General features: G+C 54.6%; 19 protein-coding genes and 1 other RNA gene. 12 read left to right on the top strand and 8 right to left on the bottom strand.

All coding sequences use genetic code 11. The annotated features are described in order from the left end of the window. Positions 1-229: 229 nt before the first annotated feature. Together A6013_RS01385 and A6013_RS01380 are read left to right on the top strand one after the other, a co-directional pair. Positions 230-1630 carry an MFS transporter gene (locus A6013_RS01385; protein ID WP_045261569.1) on the top strand — a complete coding sequence of 467 codons (1401 nt, stop codon included), beginning with the start codon at positions 230-232 and terminating at the stop codon, positions 1628-1630. A gap of 3 nt (positions 1631-1633) precedes the next feature. Continuing rightward, positions 1634-4009 carry a glycoside hydrolase family 3 N-terminal domain-containing protein gene (locus A6013_RS01380; protein ID WP_069732405.1) on the top strand — a complete coding sequence of 792 codons (2376 nt, stop codon included), beginning with the start codon at positions 1634-1636 and terminating at the stop codon, positions 4007-4009. 5 nt (positions 4010-4014) lie between these two features. Here the strand turns inward: A6013_RS01380 and rprA are convergent. Continuing rightward, an RNA gene (rprA, locus tag A6013_RS01375) (antisense sRNA RprA) lies at positions 4015-4122 on the bottom strand. A gap of 209 nt (positions 4123-4331) precedes the next feature. Then, positions 4332-5447, bottom strand: a complete 1116-nt coding sequence (gene ydiK / locus A6013_RS01370) for an AI-2E family transporter YdiK (RefSeq protein WP_028012839.1) — start codon at positions 5445-5447, stop codon at positions 4332-4334. Between the two features lie 198 nt (positions 5448-5645). Between ydiK and A6013_RS01365 the strand changes: the two genes are divergently transcribed. The 3 genes from A6013_RS01365 (at position 5646) to A6013_RS01355 (ending at position 9389) form a co-directional block, all read left to right on the top strand. After that, positions 5646-8702 carry an FAD-binding and (Fe-S)-binding domain-containing protein gene (locus A6013_RS01365; RefSeq protein WP_069732404.1) on the top strand — a complete coding sequence of 1019 codons (3057 nt, stop codon included), beginning with the start codon at positions 5646-5648 and terminating at the stop codon, positions 8700-8702. After that, positions 8699-9109 carry a 1,4-dihydroxy-2-naphthoyl-CoA hydrolase gene (gene menI / locus A6013_RS01360; protein WP_028012841.1) on the top strand — a complete coding sequence of 137 codons (411 nt, stop codon included), beginning with the start codon at positions 8699-8701 and terminating at the stop codon, positions 9107-9109. The genes A6013_RS01365 and menI overlap by 4 nt, the downstream gene beginning before the upstream one ends. Positions 9110-9194: 85 nt before the next feature. Continuing rightward, entirely contained in the window at positions 9195-9389 is a 195-nt protein-coding gene (locus A6013_RS01355) for a YdiH family protein (protein WP_003857766.1), read from the top strand. A 50-nt stretch (positions 9390-9439) separates the two neighbouring features. Here A6013_RS01355 and A6013_RS01350 read toward each other — a convergent pair whose 3' ends face one another. Together A6013_RS01350 and A6013_RS01345 are read right to left on the bottom strand one after the other, a co-directional pair. Then, positions 9440-10069 carry a helix-turn-helix domain-containing protein gene (locus A6013_RS01350; protein WP_069732403.1) on the bottom strand — a complete coding sequence of 210 codons (630 nt, stop codon included), beginning with the start codon at positions 10067-10069 and terminating at the stop codon, positions 9440-9442. Between the two features lie 69 nt (positions 10070-10138). After that, positions 10139-10798 carry a winged helix-turn-helix transcriptional regulator gene (locus A6013_RS01345; protein ID WP_049138935.1) on the bottom strand — a complete coding sequence of 220 codons (660 nt, stop codon included), beginning with the start codon at positions 10796-10798 and terminating at the stop codon, positions 10139-10141. A gap of 417 nt (positions 10799-11215) precedes the next feature. Here A6013_RS01345 and A6013_RS01340 point away from each other — a divergent pair, with 417 nt between their 5' ends. The 6 genes from A6013_RS01340 (at position 11216) to A6013_RS01315 (ending at position 17248) form a co-directional block, all read left to right on the top strand. Continuing rightward, complete coding sequence (locus A6013_RS01340) at positions 11216-11746, top strand: fimbrial protein (RefSeq protein ID WP_041912021.1); 531 nt, start codon at positions 11216-11218, stop codon at positions 11744-11746. A gap of 78 nt (positions 11747-11824) precedes the next feature. Continuing rightward, positions 11825-12502, top strand: coding sequence for a molecular chaperone (locus tag A6013_RS01335; RefSeq protein WP_069732402.1), 678 nt, complete (start codon positions 11825-11827; stop codon positions 12500-12502). Between the two features lie 46 nt (positions 12503-12548). After that, a complete protein-coding gene (locus tag A6013_RS01330; protein WP_069732401.1) occupies positions 12549-15077 on the top strand; it encodes a fimbria/pilus outer membrane usher protein in 2529 nt (842 codons plus the stop codon). A 10-nt stretch (positions 15078-15087) separates the two neighbouring features. Continuing rightward, entirely contained in the window at positions 15088-16035 is a 948-nt protein-coding gene (locus tag A6013_RS01325) for a fimbrial protein (RefSeq protein ID WP_069732400.1), read from the top strand. 7 nt (positions 16036-16042) lie between these two features. Then, complete coding sequence (locus A6013_RS01320) at positions 16043-16558, top strand: fimbrial protein (protein WP_069732399.1); 516 nt, start codon at positions 16043-16045, stop codon at positions 16556-16558. A 51-nt stretch (positions 16559-16609) separates the two neighbouring features. Beyond that, entirely contained in the window at positions 16610-17248 is a 639-nt protein-coding gene (locus A6013_RS01315) for a LuxR C-terminal-related transcriptional regulator (protein WP_069732622.1), read from the top strand. 63 nt (positions 17249-17311) lie between these two features. On the opposite strand, the gene fdhF is transcribed toward A6013_RS01315, so the two are convergent. The 4 genes from fdhF to ycgZ form a co-directional block, all read right to left on the bottom strand. Continuing rightward, positions 17312-19462, bottom strand: a complete 2151-nt coding sequence (gene fdhF, locus A6013_RS01310) for a formate dehydrogenase subunit alpha (protein ID WP_069732398.1) — start codon at positions 19460-19462, stop codon at positions 17312-17314. 184 nt (positions 19463-19646) lie between these two features. Then, a complete protein-coding gene (locus A6013_RS01305; protein ID WP_047368383.1) occupies positions 19647-19925 on the bottom strand; it encodes a biofilm development regulator YmgB/AriR family protein in 279 nt (92 codons plus the stop codon). 29 nt (positions 19926-19954) lie between these two features. Next, positions 19955-20275 carry a hypothetical protein gene (locus A6013_RS01300; protein ID WP_047365422.1) on the bottom strand — a complete coding sequence of 107 codons (321 nt, stop codon included), beginning with the start codon at positions 20273-20275 and terminating at the stop codon, positions 19955-19957. A gap of 4 nt (positions 20276-20279) precedes the next feature. Next, on the bottom strand, positions 20280-20519 hold the full coding sequence (gene ycgZ / locus A6013_RS01295) for a regulatory protein YcgZ (RefSeq protein ID WP_028012861.1): 240 nt from the start codon (positions 20517-20519) through the stop codon (positions 20280-20282). Between the two features lie 340 nt (positions 20520-20859). Here ycgZ and A6013_RS01290 point away from each other — a divergent pair, with 340 nt between their 5' ends. Then, entirely contained in the window at positions 20860-22080 is a 1221-nt protein-coding gene (locus A6013_RS01290; protein ID WP_069732397.1) for a diguanylate phosphodiesterase, read from the top strand. Positions 22081-22144 lie beyond the last annotated feature (64 nt).

Here is a 22144-nt window from a genome sequence, read left to right as displayed (position 1 = left end):
ACACGATCGCAAAAAGGCGAGGATTTTATTCCTCGCCTTTTTTATTTCACCTCTAATTTGCTCCCCATCACAAATAATCTAAAAAACCAAATATCATAATTTGTCTGTTAATTAAGACAATTGTTAGTGCGCAACGCGTTGCTAATACTTGAGCCTTACTGCGCATTTCCCTTCAGATGATGCGCAACTGGTTGAAATACGTTTTAACCTGATAAAAAGGCAAATAACAATGACACTTTCCTCTGTATTGCGTACCAAAGATAAAATAGGTTATGGCTTAGGTGATATGGCCAGCGCGCTGGTCTGGCAAACGGCCACATTATTTCTTGCTTATTTCTATACCGACGTTTTTGGTTTGCCTGCCGCGATCATGGGTACCATGTTTTTAGTGGTGCGCGTGGTTGATGCGTTTGTCGACCCGTGTATTGGCGCGCTGGTTGACCGCACGCAGACGCGTCACGGCCGTTTCCGTCCCTGGCTGCTGTGGTTTGCTATTCCCTTTGGCGTAAGCTGCCTAATTACCTTCTACGTACCGGACGTCGGGCCGACGGCAAAAATTGTTTATGCCTGCGCGACCTACGCGATTTTAAGTCTGATTTACTCCGCCATTAACGTGCCTTACTGCGCCATGCCCGGTGCGCTGACGCTGGATCCGCGCGAGCGTCACTCCCTGCAGTCGTGGCGCTTTGGCCTGTCATTTATTGGCGGGTTGATCGTAACGGTTATCGCTCTGCCGCTGGTCTCATTGTTGGGCCAGGGCAACGTGCAGAAAGGCTATTTCTTTGCCATGAGCCTGATGGGGCTGCTGGGAATTGTGCTGTTCTTTTGCTGTTTCCTGATGACCCGTGAGCGTTATTCCCCGCGCAATGATACCTCCGGCTCCATGCTCACCGATTTAAAACTGCTGGCCGGTAACAGCCAGTGGCGCATTGTGTTTGTGTTTAATATTTTGCTGTTAACGGCGGTGGTGACGCGCGGCTCTGCCACCATGTATTACGTCAACTATGTACTGTTGCGCCCGGAGCTGGTTTTTGCCTTTATTGTTTCTGGCATGGTGGCCTCGTTAAGCGGCGCGTTATTATCTGAACGCCTGCTGGGGAAATTTGACCGCGTGCGCGCCTATCAGTGGACGATAATGTCCTTCGTCATTTTCGGCGCGCTGATTTTCTTCCTGCCGCCTTCGCAGGTGTGGCTAATCTTTGGCCTTAACATCGTCTTTAGCTTTATTCAAAACCTCACCACGCCGCTCCAGTGGACCATGTTCTCTGATGTGGTCGACTACGAAGAGCATCGTAGCGGCCGCCGTCTGGACGGGCTGGTCTTCTCTACCGCACTGTTCGCCATCAAGTTTGGCCTTGCCCTGGGCGGGGCAGTGGTCGGCTGGGTGCTCGGCATGGTGGATTACGCCCCGGGCCAGGCAGCCCAGGCGCCGCACGTGCTCTCCACCATCAACGCGCTGTTCACCCTTATTCCGTGCGCGCTGTTCCTCTGCATGGTGGCGCTGCTTTCCATCTACAAGCTCAACAGCCGGCTGGTGGATTCCATCGCCCGGGAGCTGGCCAGCAAGCGTGAGGTAAGACCCGACGCGGGGCAGCTTAGCCCGGCAACCCCTTCCGCACTACAGGAGTAAAATATGACTGCTATCTATAAGGACGCGGGATGTCCCGTGCACGAGCGCGTCGCTGATTTACTGGCGCGCATGACCCCCGAAGAGAAGTTCGCCCAGATGCACGCCTACTGGCTGATCCTTGATGAAAACGGCAACCACCGGGAGCGCAGCGATTTGAGCGACGAATTTGCTGGCGTCAGCGAGCAGGCGGCGCTGAGCGAACGGCTAAAACTGGGCGTCGGGCAGATCACCCGTCCGCTCGGCACCCACATCGTTGACGCGAAAACCGGGGTGCGCGCGGCTAACCGCCTGCAGCGCATGATGATGGAAGAGACGCGGCTTGGCATTCCGGCGTTGTTCCACGAGGAGTGCCTGGTGGGGCTGCTGTGCAAAGACGCCACGCTGTTCCCGTCCTCGCTCAACTACGGCTCGACCTGGGACCCGGAGCTGGTGCAGCGCGCGGCAGAGCAGATCGGTAAAGAGGCGCGTTCCGTCGGTTGCCAGCAGGGGCTGGCTCCGGTGCTGGACGTTTCCCGCGACGTCCGCTGGGGGCGAACCGAAGAGACCTTCGGGGAAGATCCCTGGCTGGTGGGCGTGATGGCAACCGCCTGGGTGAAAGGGTTACAGGGCGACAAGCGCGATCTGCTGGCGACGCTCAAGCATTACGTGGGCCACTCGTTCAGCGAAGGGGCGCGCAACCACGCCCCGGTGCATCTTGGTTTTAGCGAGTTGAACGACACCTTCCTGCTGCCGTTTGAAATGGCGGTCAAGCTGGCAAACGCCGGTTCGGTCATGCCCGCCTACCACGACATCGATAACCAGCCGGGGCACAGCGACAGCTTCTTGTTGACCACCGTCCTGCGCGAACAGTGGGGCTTCGACGGCATTATTGTGGCGGACTACGGCGGCGTCAGCCTGCTGCACCAGCACCACGGGATTTCCCACGACGCAGCGGAGTCCGCCGCGCTGGCGTTTAACGCCGGGCTCGACGTCGAGCTGCCGAAAGATGACTGCGCACGCCATCTTGCGGAAGCGGTAGAGCGTGGGCTGATCTCTATGGCGAAAGTCGATGAGATCGTGGCGCGTACGCTGACCGAAAAATTCCGTCTCGGCCTGTTTGAGAACCCGTATGCCGATGAAAACGGCATCGATCTGCAAAATGAGACGACCCGCCAGGTGGCGCGGGAGGTGGCGACAAAATCGGTCACGCTGCTGGAAAACAACGGCATTCTGCCGCTGAACGGTAAACCCCGCGTGGCGGTAGTGGGGCCGACGGCAGACGATCCGCTGGCGTTACTCAGCGGGTATAGCTTCCCGGTGCATCTGATCATCAGCGATATGGTTGAGGAGACCTCGCAGGTGACGACGCCGCGCGCGGCGCTGGTGCAGTACCTGGGTGCATCGAACGTGCGCTACGCGAAAGGGTGCCACATTATTGAAAAACGGATGGCGGGCGCGCCGGTCTTCCCGGGCGACAGCGGCGGCAAGCCAATGCAGCAGTCTCCGGTGTCGCAAAGTACCGCACTTATCCCCGCGGCGGTCAGCGCCGCACAGGAGAGTGACGTGGTGGTGGCCTGCGTGGGCGATCTCGCCGGGCTGTTCCAGAGCGGCACCGTGGGGGAAGGCTCCGATACCGACTCCCTGAATCTGCCGGGCGTGCAGCAACAGCTGCTGGAGGCGCTGGTGGCGACGGGCAAACCGGTGATCGTCGTAATGACCGGCGGGCGTCCGTACAACCTTCAGGGGCTGGAGGAGAAGATTGCCGCGCTGATGATGGCCTGGGCGCCGGGACAGGAAGGGGGCTGGGCGATTGCCGATGTGTTAACCGGTCGCGCGGAGCCGCAGGGCCGGCTGGTGGTCAGCGTGCCGAAAAGCGCCGGGGCGATGCCATTCTACTATAACCACAAGCTGAAAAGCGGCGGCACGCCGTTCGCGTTCCATTTCGGTGCGCGCTACCCGTTTGGTTTCGGCCTCGGCTGGACGCAGTTTAGCTGGGGCACTGCCCGCGTCGCTGAAAGCAGCCTGCCGGTCGACGGTGAGGTAACGCTGAGCGTGGATATCACCAATACCGGCGAGCGCAGCGGCAGCGAGGTGGTGCAGGTCTACGTGCGGGACAAGGTCGCCACCCAGGTGCGCCCGCTTCAGGAGCTTAAGGCCTTCCAGCGCGTCACGCTCTCGCCGGGCGAAACCGCCACGCTCACCTTCACGCTGCCGGTTGAGATGTTCAACTTTACCCGCCGGGACGGGAAACGCATCGTTGAGCCGGGCGAGTTTGAACTGCAGATTGGCGCATCGTCGGCGGATATCCGCCAGGCGGTGGCGGTCAATGTGACGGGGGAAACGCGGGTGCTGCCTGCTGAGTGGCGGATGCTCAGTACCTGTGAGGTTAAGCGCGCGTAGTCAGGATAAAAAAAAGCCCATCGTGGGAGATGGGCAAAGACTACACACAGCAATTCGTTGTTTCACTCAGGGGATTTCCATGCTTATAAATCAAGGTGTTGATTTATAACCGTGAGCTAATAGTAGGCATTGTAATTTTTAGCGTCGATCAGATTCGTCTCAATAGTTAAAGAGACGTAAAGATTTCTTGAGAATAATAGCGGACTTAGTGCTGAAATGGCGGGTCTGACCAGTGTGCAACGAATAAATACTTTAGCGGTGTTAAAGTATTGTGCGGGATAATGTAGGCCGGGTAAGCGTAAGCACCACCCGGCAACAAGGCTTAATGGGTATTCTTTTCTTCCAGCTCTTCCAGCTCGCTCAGAATCACGTCCGGGTCGGTTCCAGGCGGCGGCACTTCATGAACCCAGGCGGAGAACAGACGCCAGGTAACGGCGAGCAGCACTGGGCCAATGAACAGACCGATCATCCCGAAAGCAATCAACCCGCCGATAACCCCGGAGAGGATCAGGATCAGCGGCAGGTCTGCGCCCATGCGGATGAGGATGGGGCGAATCACGTTATCCATGGTGCCAACCACGCAGCTCCAGACCAGCAGAACCGTTCCCCACGTGGTATCACCCGTCCAGTAAAGCCAGATAATGCTCGGAACCAGCACCAGCAGCGGCCCCAGTTGCGCAAGGCAGGTCATCAGCATGACTACGGTAAAGACGGTGGCGTACGGTACGCCGGAAATCGCCAGGCCGATACCGCCCAGCACCGCCTGCACCAGCGCCGTCACCACGACGCCCAGGGCGACCGCGCGCACGGCCTGCGCGGCCAGCAGCACCGCGGCGTCACCCCGTTTTCCCGCCAGGCGGGTGGCAAAGTGACGAACGCCTAAAGCTACCTGCTCACCGCGCCAGTAAAGCAGGGCGCTGAAGACCAGCATCAGAGTACAGTGCATCATAAAGCGGCCGATATGTGCGGCCTGACCGACAAACCAGGTGGTGGTGGTGCCAATATACGGACGCACTTTCGCCATCAGCGCGCTGCCGCCCATCTCCAGCAGGCTATGCCAGCCGCTGTAAAGTTTAGCGCCCACGACCGGAATGCTGTTCAGCCAGCCGAGGTCCGGCAGCGTCAGGTCGCCGCTTGTCACGGCGCGGATCACCGGGCCGCTGGAGTCGACAAGGCTGTTTACCAGCAGCGCAACTGGAATAATAAACAGCAGGAACAGCAGCAGCGTCATCACCAGCACGGCCAGCCCGCGGCGGCCAAACAGCAGTTTCTGCAAGCGCAGCAGCAAAGGCCACGTGGCGACGACAACGGTCGCAGCCCAGGCGAAGCCGAGAATAAAGGGTTGAACAATCCACAGACACGCAATAATCATGAGGGCCAGGAATAGCACCGACAGCAGAATTTGCGCAACATCCCTGGGCTGGCGAAGATTGACCATAAATGAAACTTTCCTTAAAAGAACGCCAGTACCACTGGCGGGAATGGAAAACCGCGTCTCTCTTATCATTAGCGATCGCAGCGGTTTTTGACAGGCGAATTCTGCCTGTAATTCAGCAGAGATTATAAGAAAAAAATGTGATAAAACTTTTAAGATACACGCAAACGATTCCCACAACTCTAATTAGGGTCGACAGTAATGATCCCACAGATTTCTCAGGCACCTGGCGTCGTTCAGCTGGTGCTTAATTTTTTGCAGGCACTGGAGCAACAGGGTTTTACAGGTGATACCGCCACGAACTATGCCGACAGGCTGACGATGGCAACCGATAACAGTATCTACCAGCTTCTTCCCGATGCGGTCGTTTTCCCTCGTTCCACGGCCGACGTGGCGCTTATCGCCCGGCTGGCAACGCAGGAGCGGTTTGCCTCTCTGGTCTTCACACCGCGCGGCGGTGGCACCGGAACCAACGGTCAGGCGCTGAACCAGGGCATCATTATTGATATGTCGCGCTATATGAACCGCATCATTGAGATCAACCCCGAAGAGGGATGGGTGCGGGTTGAGGCGGGCGTTATCAAAGATCAGCTTAATCAGTACCTCAAGCCTTACGGCTACTTTTTTGCCCCTGAACTCTCCACCAGCAACCGAGCAACCATCGGGGGGATGATCAACACCGATGCCTCCGGGCAGGGATCGCTGGTCTACGGTAAAACCTCCGATCACGTGCTGGGCGTGCGGGCAGTATTGTTAGGCGGCGATATCCTTGATACCCAGCCGATGCCGGTCGAACTGGCGGAAACGCTGGGTAAAGATAACACCACCAGCGGGCGCATCTACCGCACCGTGCTGGAGCGCTGCCGCGACAACCGCCAGCTTATTCTCGACAAATTCCCCAAACTGAACCGCTTCTTAACGGGCTACGACCTGCGCCACGTGTTTAACGACGACCTGACGCAGTTTGATTTAACCCGCGTGCTGACCGGCTCCGAAGGAACGCTGGCGTTTATTACCGAGGCGCGGCTGGATATCACCCGCCTGCCGAAGGTGCGTCGCCTGGTGAACGTCAAATATGACTCCTTCGACTCTGCGCTGCGCAATGCGCCGTTTATGGTGGAAGCGCAGGCGCTGTCGGTGGAAACCGTCGACTCTAAGGTGCTGAATCTGGCGCGGGAAGATATCGTCTGGCACTCCGTGCGCGAGCTGATTACCGACGTGCCGGATAAAGAGATGCTTGGCCTCAACATCGTGGAATTTGCCGGTGATGACGCGGAGCTGATTGAAAGCCAGGTGACGACGCTCTGCCAGCGCCTGGATGAGCTGATTGCTCATGGCGAAGGCGGCGTGATTGGCTGGCAGCTTTGTCACGATCTGGCCGGCATCGAGCGTATTTACGCCATGCGTAAAAAAGCCGTGGGCCTGCTTGGCAATGCGAAAGGGGCGGCGAAGCCGATTCCGTTTGCCGAAGACACCTGCGTGCCGCCCGAGCATCTGGCGGATTATATCGTGGAGTTTCGCGCCCTGCTGGACGGCCACGGCCTGAGCTACGGCATGTTCGGCCACGTGGATGCCGGGGTGCTGCACGTGCGTCCGGCGCTGGACATGTGCGACCCGCAGCAGGAGATCCTGATGAAGCAGATCTCCGACGACGTCGTGGCCTTGACCGCCAAATACGGCGGTCTGCTGTGGGGGGAGCACGGGAAAGGATTCCGCGCGGAATACAGCCCGGCGTTCTTCGGGGAGCAGCTTTACGCGGAGCTGCGCAAGGTCAAAGCGGCGTTCGACCCGGATAACCGCCTCAATCCGGGGAAAATCTGCCCGCCTGAAGGGGTGGACGCGCCGATGCTCCGGGTGGATGCCGTTAAGCGCGGTACGTATGACAGACAGATCCCGATTGCGGTGCGCTCGTCCTGGCGCGGCGCGATGGAGTGTAATGGCAACGGCCTGTGCTTTAACTTTGACGTGAAAAGCCCGATGTGCCCGTCAATGAAAATCACCAGCAACCGCATTCACTCGCCGAAAGGGCGTGCGACGCTGGTGCGCGAGTGGCTGCGTCTGCTGGCGGACCGCGGCGTCGATCCCCTGAAGCTGGAGCAGGAGCTGCCGGAAAAACGGGCCAGCCTGCGCTCGTTGATTGAGCGCACCCGCAACAGCTGGCATGCCAATAAGGGCGAGTATGATTTCTCCCATGAGGTGAAAGAGGCGATGTCCGGCTGTCTGGCCTGTAAAGCCTGCTCTACCCAGTGCCCGATTAAAATCGACGTGCCGGAATTCCGCTCGCGCTTCCTGCAGCTCTACCACACCCGCTATCTGCGCCCGGTGCGCGATCATCTGGTGGCGACGGTGGAAAGCTACGCGCCACTGATGGCGCGCGCGCCGAAGACCTTTAACTTCTTTATCAATCAGCCGCTGGTGCGCAAGCTTTCCGAAAAGCATATCGGCATGGTCGATCTGCCGTTGTTGTCGGTGCCGTCGCTGCAGCGCCAGCTCGTCGGCCACCGCTCGGCGAACATGACCCTGGAACAGCTCGAAGCGCTTACTCCTGAGCAAAAAGCGAAGGTGGTGCTGGTGGTCCAGGATCCGTTCACCAGCTACTACGACGCGCAGGTGGTCGCTGACTTCATCCGCCTGGTTGAAAAACTGGGCTATCAGCCGGTAGTGCTGCCATTCTCGCCAAACGGCAAGGCGCAGCACATTAAAGGCTTCCTGAACCGCTTTGCGAAAACGGCGCAAAAAACCGCTGATTTTCTCAACCGGATCGCCGAACTTGGGATGCCGATGGTCGGCGTCGATCCGGCGCTGGTGCTTTGCTATCGCGATGAATACAAGCAGACGCTGGGTGATAAGCGCGGCGATTTCCACGTCATGCTGGTGCACGAGTGGCTGCCGGCAGCCCTGGAAGAGAAGGCCATTCAGGAGGCTGGTGGTGAACCGTGGTATCTGTTCGGACACTGTACGGAAGTGACGGCGCTGCCCGGCGCCCCGGCGCAATGGGCGTCTATTTTTGCGCGTTTCGGCGCGAAGCTGGAGAACGTCAGCGTGGGCTGCTGCGGTATGGCGGGCACCTACGGCCACGAGGTGAAAAACCACGCCAACTCGCTCGGCATCTATGAGCTGTCGTGGCATCAGGCGATGCAGCGATTGCCAAGAAACCGCTGCCTGGCGACGGGCTACTCCTGCCGCAGCCAGGTGAAACGAGTAGAGGGTAACGGCGTGCGTCACCCATTACAGGCTTTACTGGAGATAATTGGATGATCTGGAAACGTGCCGTCACGCTGCAGGCGCTAAACGCCATGGGCGAGGGGAATATGGTGGGGCTACTGGATATCCAGTTCACCCGCATTGGGGAAGACGATCTGGAGGCGACGATGCCTGTCGATAGTCGCACCCATCAGCCGTTTGGCCTGTTGCACGGCGGGGCTTCCGTCGTGCTGGCGGAAACCCTGGGCTCCGTCGCGGGATATCTCTGCACCGAAGGCGAACAGAAGGTGGTCGGGCTTGAGGTGAATGCCAACCACATTCGCTCGGTGCGCAGCGGGCGCGTGCGCGGTATCTGTCGCGCGCTGCACGCTGGCAGCCGCCACCAGGTGTGGCAGATTGATATTCTCGACGAGCAGGATCGCCTGTGCTGCTCGTCGCGTCTGACGACGGCGGTCGTGTAAAGTTTTCAGATGAATTGCCTTTGGTCAAAAACTAGCCAGCGTGTTGTGATATACTGGTCAGGATTTGTACATAAGCGAGGACATCATGGATACTGAAATAACCCCAACACAGCTGGCAATTGAATATTTACGTCGCGATAAGAGCAACCTGTCTCCGGCGCAGTACCTGAAAAAGCTGAAACAGCTTGAGCTGGAGTTCACGGATCTGCTGGCGCTCTCTTCGAATGAACTGAAAGAAGAGATCTACTTTGCCTGGCGGTTGGGCGTTCACGTCCATTGAGTGAGTGTTGTTGAACAGGCCGCGAGTGCGGCCTTTTTTGTGTCTGACATTCAGTATTTAGCGGGGAGCTTGTTGATTTTAATAAGCCTGCCTTCTTCCATTTCGATAAATCCGCCGGTTTTTAAATCCGCCAGAATGCGCATTACGCCGCTGCGGGAGAGCTGGGTTTTCTCCCGAATATACCTTTCCGCCGTTACGCTGCTGCGATAACTTTCATCTTCCTCCATCAGCTTTATCAGCTGCTGGCGAATCATCTCATATGCCGTCGGTACGCCCTGCGGCATCACGTTGTTATAAAGCCGGCTATAGACAAACATCAGTTGTTTTGAGAGCAGCCCCCACAGCGCCTTTTCCTTGATAATCTCATTCACCCGTTCGGTGGTGAGCGTTCCTATCAGGCACGGACTAACGGTCTTCAGGTAATCATTGAAATAGATATCTGTCAGATTAGCGAGACCGAAAAGGGCGGGGCTGCGGGCCGTGGAGAGCATCATGTCGTCGCTTCTTCTGTAGATAGCGACCGTCCCCTCAAGAATTAAATAGCACATTCCCTGACCGTTGATCTGAAGATCGAGCCGCTCACCGCGAGCGGTGCGTCGCGTTGTGCAATCAGGCAGTAAGTGAGAAATAAGCTCTTGCGCGTAGGGCGAGCCACGGTGAGACTTTTCTGGAAGGGACATGGTAGCCGGTAACCTTAAAAATAACCTGGCTAATTATAGCGTTTCTCGCCGGGACAGGCACGGTGGCAATCAATATTTGCGTGGCAGATGGTGAATTTCAAGCAGCACGCCGCGCTCCATGGTGATGTACTTGCCGGTCCGCAGTTCCGACAGAATACGCATAATTCCGCTACGTGAAAGATACGTACGGCTTTTTATGTAGGCTGCCGCCGTCGTATTTTGCCGTATAGCGTCCGGCTCCTGCATCAGCTCAACAAGCTGGAAGCGGATGATATCGTAAGCAGACATTTGCGATATTTGTGCACAATGTTCGTATACCCGCGAGGCGGTATAAATAAGCAGTTTTGAGAAGTGCTCCCATAAATCGTACTGGGACACTATTTGATTGAAACTCTCCAGCGAGACGCGCGCGATCTCGGCAGTCTCCAGTGCCCTGACGTACAGGTGCTCAGAGGAAAACTGGCTGCTGACGCCCAGAATAAAAGGCGCAGATTCAGAATTTAACACAATACCGTCGCCGCGACGATGAAGCGCCACGCTGCCCTGGATTAACAAAAAACACTGCCGGACATTATCTTTGTAATAATGTACCGTCTCCCCCCGACCGATGATCATTCTGCTGGCGGCTGGCAGCACATGTTTAATCAGGGTGTCTATATCGGCGAACGGCTTTAAATCCAGAACTGAGGATTGATAATTATTCAGTGGGGTGGTTAAACGTGTATTCATAAGATACCTCACATCGACTTCTTGTGTGATCAATTTTTGATCTGCAGAGGGAATTATCTTAAAAACGAAGAACTCAGGGAATATTCTGGTGAGGTCTAAAAGTAGACCGGGAGCCCTTATGGGGCTAACTGGTTGAATGTAAATAAAAATGCGCAAGGTCTAATAATAGACTTCTGCAATATAAGATAAGATTTTGCTGGCGTAAATGTTGAGTTTTCGTTAAATCAGAGTCTACAGCTAGACCATCTAAAAGTTGTACTCATTAAAATGATTATATAAATTTTGACCAGTCAGTCAGGAAGACCTTAAGCCATTCAGCGAAAAATAAAAGAACCCTTAGCGATTCTTTTATCGGTCTTCTGCTGCTTGAATTTCAATAATAAATAAAGTTATACCGTGAACAGGAAAATGAACATTATGAAAAAGAGTATTATTTTAGCGATGGTTGCGACGGGTTCAGCCTTAATGATGGGCAATGTTCTCGCCGCCGCAGGAACCGTTAATTTTAATGGTAACATCCTGGATTCAGCCTGCGACGTGGCTGTTGCTTCTCAAAACCAGGTGGTCGTATTAGGCGATTATTATAAAACAGAATTCCCGACAACAGGGTCCAGAACGGCGGCAACGAAATTCGATATTATTCTGAAGAACTGCCCGGTTACGGTCACCAGTGCCAAAGTTCGTTTTGACGGTACGCCTGACCTGACCAACGCCGATCTGCTGGCGATTGATACCTCTGTCGCCGGGGCGGCAACGGGTGTTGCCATTAATTTGATGACCGCTGATAAAGCCGATCTGCCATTGCACGGCAGCAACGGCTACAACTATGTACTGAGCAGCACCGCAGACAATACGCTGAATTTCTATGCACAGTATATTTCAACGGCGGCATCGGTAACGGCGGGTCCTGCCAACTCCGTCGCTAACTTCTCCGTTGTTTACAACTAGTCATTAAGCAGAACAAGAGTCAGCTCCGCGAGGCGCTGCGCGGGGCATAAACTGCCCCCTTGTTTTAAGAGGTCCAAAATGAATTTTATTAGCAAAACCCTGCTGAGTGCGGCGGTTATTACTGTATCTGTTTCGCATGCTTATGCCGGGGTTATTATTGGTGGTACCCGCGTAATTTTTGATGGCGGGAAAAAAGAGGCATCCATCAGTGTAAACAATGCGGATGCCGCCCCTTATTTAATCCAGTCCTGGGTCGACATGCCAGAGGGTAATGCTAATAAAGCACCTTTTATCGTCACGCCACCTTTGTACAGACTGAACGGCGGCCAGCAAAATATTGAACGGATTTTACTCTCCGGCTCACTGCCGCAGGATATAGAAAGCCTCTTCTGGTTAAATATTAAAGCGATACCTTCAGCGAGCAAACAGGCAAACTCGTTACAAATTGCCGTTAAAACACGTATTAAGCTTATTTATCGCCCGACAAGCCTGAAGGCGTCAACACCGGAAGAACAGGCGAATAAATTAACCTGGTCCCGGAGCGGAAACAACCTTCAGGTCACAAATCCTACACCGTATGTGATCAACTTTAATGAAATAAGCGTCGGCGGTAAAAAGCTGGAGGATGTTTCCTGGGTTGCACCTGGCGCAGTGGCAGCATTTCGCTTACCGCCAGGCGTTAATGGCAATCAGATCGTATTTAAAGTGATTAACGATTATGGCAGCCCGGGAATAATACATCAGGCCAGCTTTTAGTTCCTGAGAAAAGTGGCATCCGCAATATCGAGTCAGGTTTATGATGATGGCAACAAGCAATATAAAAATGCAGCCCGCGCGTCTGGCAATGTGTATTGCCTTCGCGCTGGCGAATGCAGTCCCCGTGGTTAACGCCCGTGATTCCTTTAACGCCGAACTGGTGGAGTTGGATAATCCGGGAATGGCTAAAGCCGATTTATCTGCATTTGAATCAGGTTCGCAGGCACCAGGGAAATACCATGTTGACATCATCCTCGACGACCAGCTTATTGAGACCAGCGATATTGATTTTGTTGCCCGGAAAGATGGGCAGGAAAACGATAGCCTGCAGCCCTGCCTGAGCATGGATCAGCTAAAAAAATGGGGCGTTAAAACGGCGCTGTTCCCCAACCTGGCGGTTGAAAGCACCTCCTGCGTCAACCTCCAGGCAATTCCTCACGCCACTACGGATTTTCAGTTTGGTGCACAGCGGCTTGTTATCAGCATTCCCCAGGCCGCGATCGACCTGCCTGCGAGAGGGTATGTCCCGCCAGAACAGTGGGACGAGGGGATCGCCGCTGCGATGCTCAACTACAGCCTGAGCGGAGCCAACAGCTGGGCGAAACAGAGCGAGAGTAAAAACAGCAGCAGTCAGTATGCCAACTTACGTCCAGGCCTCAACGTTGGGCCATGGCGACTGCGCAACTACACCACCTGGTCGCGTGATGAGAACGGTCAGGACAAATGGGATACCGTCTACACCTATGCACAGCGGGCGATTATTCCGCTCAAGGCGGAGCTCACGCTGGGCGATAGCTCCGCGCCCGCCGACGTGTTCGACAGTATACCGTTTCGCGGCGGACAGCTGGCTTCCGATGATGACATGCTCCCGGATTCGCTCAAAGGCTACGCGCCCGTCGTGCGTGGGATTGCGCGTACGAATGCTCAGGTCATTGTTCGCCAGAATGGCTATCAGATTTACCAGACCTATGTCGCGCCCGGCGCCTTTGAAATTACCGATATGTATCCCACCGGCGGGGCAGGCGATCTGGACGTCACCATTAAGGAAGCTGACGGCAGCGAGCAGCATTTCACCCTGCCTTATGCCTCATTACCGGTTTTGCAGCGCGAAGGGCGCCTTAAGTATGCGGTGACCGGAGGGCAGTATCGTTCTTACAGCAGCAGCGTGGATAAGACCCCGTTTGGCCAAATCACGGGGATTTATGGTCTGCCATATGGCCTCACGCTCTATGGCGGGCTGCAGGAGTCGAGCAAATATCAGTCGATCGCCACCGGGGTCGGGAAAAACATGGGGGATTTCGGCGCGATTTCGGCGGACATGACCCAGGCCTGGTCAACCCCGCAGGGGGAAGAAAAATCCATCGGGCAGTCCTGGCGTGCGCGTTACAGCAAGAACTTTATCGGGACAGGGACCCAATTTTCGATTGCGGGCTACCGCTATTCGACCAGCGGTTACTACGGCATGCAGGAGATCCTTGATTCCTGGGGAGACAGCTCTGCGCTCCAGGACCGTCGTCGTAACCGTGCCGAGCTCACGATGAGCCAGACGTTGGGCAGCAATCTTGGCTCGTTGACGCTGAGCGCGGTCCGTGAAGATTACTGGAATTCGGGCAAAAGGATGGCGTCTTACAGCCTGGGTTACAACAACTACTGGCACAACATTAGCTACGGACTCACCTGGACTTACAGTAAAAACGGCAGCGCGGGTTCATATGACGGCAATAAACGCGACGACAACGATCAGCTGCTGGCCTTTAACGTCAGCATTCCGCTTGAAAAATTCCTGCCGCAGACCTGGGCTAACTATAGCGTGAGCGCCAGCAAGAATAACGGCACCACGCAGAACATTGGTCTGAACGGCGTGGCGCTGGAAAACCATGGGCTGAACTGGAACGTGCAGCAAGGGTATGGGTCGGACGGCGTTGGCTATACGGGCAACATGAACGGGGATTACAGGGGCACGTACGGCGAAGTGACGGCGGGCTATAGCTACGACAAAAACAGCGAGCGTCTTAACTATGGTTTGCAGGGGGGCATTCTTGCTCACAGAGAGGGGATTACGCTTTCTCAGCCTCTGGGGGAGACCAATGTTCTGATTAGCGCACCGGGCGCGCATGACGTAGATATTCGTAATCAGCCGGGGGCAAAAACAGATTTCCGGGGATATACGGTGGTCAGTAACCTTTCCGCGTACCGTAAAAATGACATCACGCTTGCCCCGGAAAGTATGCCGGATGACGTTGAGCTGGATATTAATACCCGCACGGTAACGCCGACGCGCGGTGCAATTGTCCTGGCCGACTATAAGGCGAAAGTGGGAAGGCGGGCATTATTCACGTTAATGCATAACGGCCATTTTGTTCCTTTTGGCGCAATCGTGAGCCTGAAAGGCAGCGACAACAGCAGCTTTATTGTTGGCGACAAAGGGCAAGTCTATCTCACTGGCCTGGATTCGCAGGGGACAGTATTCGTTACGTGGGGAGTGGAAAGCGATCGGCAGTGCCGCGCGCCGTTCCGGCTTTCACAGCAATCTTCGGCAGGCGGAATTACTGAAATTAACGTCACTTGTATTTAGGGTTTTAAAAATGCGCATACTTAACATCCTGTTCCTGCTGTGTATCACCGCTGCCTGGAATAGTGCTCATGCAGGAACCTGCACAACGATTACGCCACAGGAATCCACTTTGTCCATCGGCACAATTACGGTGCAGCGTGATGTCGCGGTTGGCACGGTATTATTTTCAAAAAATGCGTCGGTCACCGGGTCTTATTTAAGCGGCTGTACTAATCCGTTAATGCTCGGGTTTAGCATGCGGTACCTTAATGCAACGCCGAGTACTTACGGTAATCACGTTTATAACACCAATGTAAGCGGTATTGGCGTGCGCTTTTCATCAGGTAATTATTTTGAAAACCCGACCTATACCTTTTCTTATAACGCGCAGACAAGTTATGTCGAATGGTGGGGCGGTAAAATAGAACTTGTCGTTACCGGACCCGTTGCCTCTGGCTCGCTGACGCCCGGCGTACTGGGTGTCGTTATGCTGCAGGGGAGCGATGGTGTGTATCGCGATGGCCTTACGACGAAGCTTCTGGACGGGACCATCAACGTGCTGGCCTGCAGCATAACGACGCCGCAGCTGTCGTTTCCCATCGGCGATATTTCTGCCGCGACGTTTGGCTCAACGGTCGGAACCACGCCGATGGGCGCTCAGAATACGCAAAACCTGGGTCTGAACTGCGACCCGGGGGCAAACGTCAACGTTTCGCTCAGCGGCATTCAGAACCCGGACGTAGCAACAACGAGCGTACTCGCGCTGACGGGGCAGGGTAATACCGGCACGGCGAAAGGGGTTGGCGTTCAGCTCCTCTATAACGGTACGCCTCTCTCGTTAAATACCCGTCTGCCGTTAAATGCCGCCGCGGGTGGGCAGCAGGCATTTCCATTAACAGCGCGTTATTACCAGACCCAAACGACGGTTGAACCCGGTACTGCCAATGCGTCTGCAACCTTAAATTTGACGTATCAGTAAAGGATAAATGATGAATATTCTGCGCACGGCAGCGCTTGCCGCCATATTAATAAGCTGCAATACCTTTGCGACGGACAGCGTTAACGTCAGCGTTACCGGAAATATTGTGGCCTCTCCCTGTATCTTTAATGGGGGAAATAACAGTCTGGATATCAACCTTGGCAATATTCAGGCATCCAATATGGCTACGCCGGGGTCATCGTCCGATCCTGTGCCGTTTAACCTGCTGTTTACCCAGTGTCCGACAGGGACGCGCAGCGTGACGGTCTCCTTTACCGGAAACCCCGATCCGGTCGCCGGGGCGGATTACTACATGAACAGCGGTTCGGCCATGAACGTCGCGATTGCGATGAGTGAGGCCGCAACGGGTGCAATGAAGGGAACCGGAACAAGTATTACACAAACTATTGCAGCAGACAGAACCGCAACGATGGCCATGCAGGCATCGGTCAGATCTTCCACGGGCGGCGCAACGCCGGGGAGCATCAGTGCCGTCGTCGTCATGACGATGCAGTACAACTAATCAGTACATGGGTTGATATTTCTTAATGATTGACAGATGTCGGTAACGGTAATGTTGAATATTCTGATAAAAGAGACAGATTCATTTTTTCGAGATGGCCTAAAGCGTTTTCTGGGGGAGTTCTTCTTTCATAATTTCAGTCACCAGCTTCATTTTGAGGTTGAACTTACGCCGGAAAATGTCAGCGTTGCGGATATCATTTTTCTCTCTTTATGCCAGGGGGAAACGTTGACCTGTTATCCCGAGCTACAGGCGCGGAAAAAAGGGATTGTGATCGGCCTGGTTGATGATGAGCAGCGTTTCTCGGCATTTCCCTCCTGTTTTCAGGATATGATTTTTATCTCTCGCCGGGCCTCGCTCGATCGGATCGGTGAGGCGCTCTTTATCGCATGGTATCGCACGCAATTACCGGGCTATCGCTGGAAGAATAAAAGCTGCTACGAATGCCAGCACAAAATATTATCGCCGCAGCAGATTCGCGTTATGGTCAATTTTTACCGCGGATTATCGGTAGGGCAGATTGCGAATAAACTAAACACCAGTGATAAAACCATTTTTACGCATAAATATCTGCTGATGCAGAAATTCGACCTGCGCAGCGATTTTGAACTTATGGCCTTGATTCACCGGATGGTAGAGAAAAATGCCTGTCCGAACCGGCTGCGTGACTATCTGATTAACAGCTTATAACCAGCAATAACGCGAAAGCGTGGCGCTGTTGCCGGGTGGTGCTGACACCACCCGGCAGGTGCATCAGACGTTCACGGCATTGATCAATCGCGTTTTCATCGTCTGGTAAGACGACGCAGCAAATTCCTCCGCCCAGCGCTGATCCTCAATCGCCTCCAGTTGCACCGCACAATATTTTGTCTCCGGCGTTTTTGATACGGGGTCGAGATTATCCTGCGTCAGCTCGTTGCAGGCCCCGATCCACCATTGATAGGTCATATAGACCGCCCCGGCGTTGATGCGCTCGCTAATGCTGGCGCGGGTGATCACTTTACCCCGGCGCGAACGTACCCAGACCAGTTGACCGTCGCTAATACCTAGTCTCTCCGCATCGGCAGGATTCACCTGCACCCGTCCCGGCTCATCGGCGAGGCTTTGCAGCGCGGCGCAGTTCCCGGTCATCGAGCGGCAGGAGTAGTGCCCAACTTCGCGTACCGTGCAGAGTACCAGCGGATAATCATCATCGGGCGTCTCGGCCGGCGCGCGCCACGGAGCGGCAAAGAGCTGCCCTTTACCGCTCGGGGTATCGAACTGATTATCTTTGTAGAGGTACGGCGTGCCGGGGTGATCGAGCGTCGGGCACGGCCACTGCACGTGGCCCATCTCGCCCATTTTTTCATACGTCACGCCGTAGAAGAGCGGGCACAGCTCGCGCATTTCATCCCAGATCTGCTGGTTATCGTCGTAATGCATCGGATAGCCCATCTCGGTGGCGAGCAGGCTGATGATCTCCCAGTCGCGCTTCACGTTGCCTTTGGCCTCAATAGCCTGGCCAAAACGCTGGAAACCCCGATCGGCGCAGGTAAAGACGCCGCCGTGTTCGCCCCATGAGGTGGCAGGGAGCAGAACGTCTGCCACTTCCGCCGTTTTCGTCATAAAGATGTCCTGAACCACCACGAAGTCAAGCGCCTCAAAACCGCTGCGCACCAGGCCGAGATCGGCTTCCGTCTGCAGCGGATCTTCCCCCATGATGTAATAGGCTTTGACCTTGCCTTCCAGCGCAAGGTGAGGCACTTCGGTAATGCGCGTTCCGACGCGATCGTCCATGTTATTGACGTCAATCCCCCAGGCATCGGCGAACTTCTGCCGGACAGCCGGATCGGTCACATCCTGATAGCCGGGGAACATATTCGGCAGAACGCCCATATCGCAGGCGCCCTGAACATTGTTTTGCCCGCGCACGGGACCGACACCGACGGCAGGGCGGCCGAGGTTGCCGGTCAGCAGTGCCAGGCTGGAAAGCCCTTTGACGACATCGACGGCCTGGCCAAACTGGGTCACGCCCATTCCCCACATTACGGTGGCGGAAGGGGCCGCCGCGAAGGTGCGCATTGCCTGACGAACGTCGCGGGCGGGGATGCCGGTGAGGTGTTCTACGCGCTCTGGGGCATACTCTTTCACCGTCTGCCGATAGGCCTCAAGTCCTTCGGTAAACCGCGCGACGTAGTTCTTGTCGTACAGCTCTTCTTCCAGAAGCACATAGCCAAAGGCGTTCACCAGCGCCATGTTGCTACCGTTCTTCAATTGCAGATGCTGATCGGCAATGCGCGCCGTTTCGATGCGGCGCGGGTCGCAGACGATGATTTTCGCGCCGTTTTCACGGGCTTTTAGCACGCGCCGGGCGACGATAGGGTGGGAGTCTGCGCAGTTATAGCCAAATACCAGCAGGCATTTGGAGTGTTCAATATCGTTGATAGAGTTGCTCATTGCACCGTTGCCGAGGGTCTCCTGAAGTCCGGCGACGGAAGGACCGTGACAAACGCGCGCGCAGCAGTCGACGTTGTTGGTGTGCAGCACCGCGCGGGCAAATTTTTGCATCACGTAGTTGGTTTCATTCCCGGTACCGCGCGACGACCCGGTGGTCATAATCGAACGCGGGCCGAACTGGGCTTTAATGCTGCTGAGCTTCCGGGCGGTGTAGCGGATAGCCTCTTCCCAGGTCACGGGAGTGAATGTCTCTCCCTTGCGGTAGCGGATCATCGGCTGGGTCAGGCGTGGGGTGAGCAGGCGGGTATCGTTAAGGAAATCCCATCCGTAAAATCCTTTCAGGCATAGCGTGCCCTGGTTTGTGGCCCCCTCTGCCGCTTCGGCACGGATGATACGGTTATTCTCAACGACAAGGTTTAGTTTGCAGCCTGCACCACAGTAAGGGCAGACGCTGGCGATTTTTTTCATCAATAACAGACCTGTTAAGAAATGAAGCAAAATGACTGGTAAGCCCAGTCCCGTAACAGGGAGTAAGCAGAAACCATGCCATCTTTATAACGCTTCTTTACAGGGGGTTATGAAGAGAGGGGGGTGTCATCGTCAGCCTGTTCGACAATTCTGACGATGACACGATCGCTGAATGGCAGGGCGTTTAAACGTCATCCATGGTGTAGCCCACAACGATCTCAAGCGTCTTACGAATAACATCCGCCTGCACAACGTCTCTGGTCGCTTCCAGCGTCTGAATGAGCCACAGGATGATCGCTTTATTGGAAATATGACCTTCAGAGGCCAGAACACAGCGTACTGCAGTAGAAAAAATAGCGGACTCTTCAGCAAAACGATCGCCTGCGTGACGGAAATATTCCGCCAGCGCACTGTCTAAAAAAGCAGAGTGGTATTCGGGTTGAAGCTGAATATTTTGTCTCATTTGTTCTCACCGTAGCTGTTAAAATGCAGTCAATGTATTTTTTTGGGATCGGACGGCTTTCCCTTTCCAAACAACGACACTACATTGCCTCTGTTATCATTGAGAGGTCCCTCTCTGCTCATTCGTCCTTGCGCGGTTCTGCGACGTTTTAATCCGAGGCTTTTTGATCCGATATCGGCAATCGCCTTCGCCAGTGTCTCCCGCCGCCGGGGATTCTTTTCATGAGTTTTCATCTGCCGCAGACGCTGAACCAGAGCTTCAGTTGTAACGGGGCCACGCTCTCTCAAAAGAGAAAGAACGGCTTCGCCAATCAGCTGATCGGTCAGTTTGTCTGCGTCACTGCGATTCATCACGTTATCGTTCGAAGAGCAAACCAAGCAGCATATGGTAATGCTGTTCCTCTTCGGGGCCCTCGGCCCTTTCAAGGCGACTTAACAGTTTGGTACAGAGCGATTTGCGATTGAGATTTCGCCCGTCGCTAAGGATCTCAACAACGACCTGACCCAGCGTTTCCTGTTGGGTGGGAAGCGTGGCTTTTTCGAAGTACTGTGCGATCGCTGCTGCGGAATCTGCGACGTAACCTTTCTGCTGCATGTTTCGCTCCTGTAAAATTTTGTAATCAGTAACGTTACATTTAAGGTATACACTTTTTCCAAATCTGTACATTAAAAATGTACAGATTTTTAATAAAATCAGGATATATTGCATAAACACTCTATTTTTCAATTGCTTATTTGTTGTTCATGAAACGGTAATGCTACAGAATATATTGTACAAATCGCACAGCCGCTGTTAAGTTGTACAACACTTTTGAGAGTGCCATTAGCGGGCGTAAATGATTGAGATGTAAATTATTTGTGAGGCAATTAATGTGCTATAAGAGAAGTCTCTCCACATGTTTTTGTGGTCAAAACCCTTAACCCCCAGGAATCGCATGCTTACAACCATCATTTACCGCAGTCATATCTGCGAGGACGTTCCAGTGAAAGCACTGGAAGCTATGGTCGCTGCTGCAAATAATAAAAACCGGCAAGCCAACGTCACGGGGATCTTGCTGTTTAACGGCACACATTTTTTTCAGTTGCTTGAGGGACCAGTGGAGCATGTTTCTGCTATTTATGAGGAGATCTGCAACGATCCGCGACACCATAACGTAGTCGAACTGATGCGCGATCACGGCCCCGTCCGGCGTTTTGGCAAGGTGGGGATGGAGCTTTTTGATTTGCGCCAGTTCGACAGGAATGAGGTGCTGCAACAGGTGCTGAACAAGGGAACAACACGCTATCAGCTGACTTACAATGACCGTCCGCTGCAGTTTTTCCGTACCTTTGTCGAGGCCACGGAAAAAGCTAACTATTTTGAACTGCCGCCTGCGGATTCCTGGGAGTTCGTTCGCGAAGAAACACGCTTGTCAGCGCAACCCGAGGTAATCGCGAAAGAAGCGGATTGCAGCTTTGCTTTCCAGCCCATAGTCGATCCGTTTATGCAGCAGGTCGTCTCCTGGGAGGCGCTTCTCCGCACGCCTGACGGCGGCGCACCGGGGATCTACTTTGCCAATCTGCCGCGTGACGACGTGTATACCTCTGATTTGCACAGCAAGCAGGTGGCACTCTCAATGGCCAGCGCACTCGGGTTGCAGAACCAGACGTTATCCCTCAACCTGCTGCCTATGACGCTGGTTAACATTCCTAACGCCGTTGATTTCCTGCTCACCGCGATTGGTGCAAACGGTTTTGTTCCTGAGCAAATTGTGGTGGAGTTTACCGAAAGTGAAGCCATTTCCCGTTTTGACGAGTTCACGGATTCAGTCAGACAGCTAAAAAGTGCAGGCATCAGCGTGACGATCGATCACTTTGGTGCCGGCTTTGCGGGACTACAGCTACTGGCCCAATTCCAGCCCGACAGAATTAAGATTAATCGCGATCTCGTCGCGAACGTGCATAAAAGTGGCCCTCGACAGGCCATCATTCAGGCGATTATCAAATGCTGTTCCTCGCTGGAAATTCAGTTCTGCGCGGTCGGCGTGGAGAAGGCAGAAGAGTGGATGTGGCTGGAATCTGCGGGCATTTCCCAGTTCCAGGGGCATCTTTTTGCCAGCCCCCGGCATGGCGGAATTCCGGCGATTGCATGGCCGGAGAAGAAATTCGATTTTTGATAAAGCTGTACAAAATTCGGCAGACTTAGCTGTACGAGAAGCAAACTTTAGACAACAATGTATT

Origin of the sequence: Enterobacter sp. IF2SW-B1 (genome assembly GCF_001743375.1) — a bacterium.
Taxonomy (GTDB): Bacteria; Pseudomonadota; Gammaproteobacteria; order Enterobacterales; family Enterobacteriaceae; genus Enterobacter; species Enterobacter bugandensis.
Note: the sequence above shows the minus strand (reverse complement) of the source record. Positions and strands in the feature narration are given on the sequence as shown.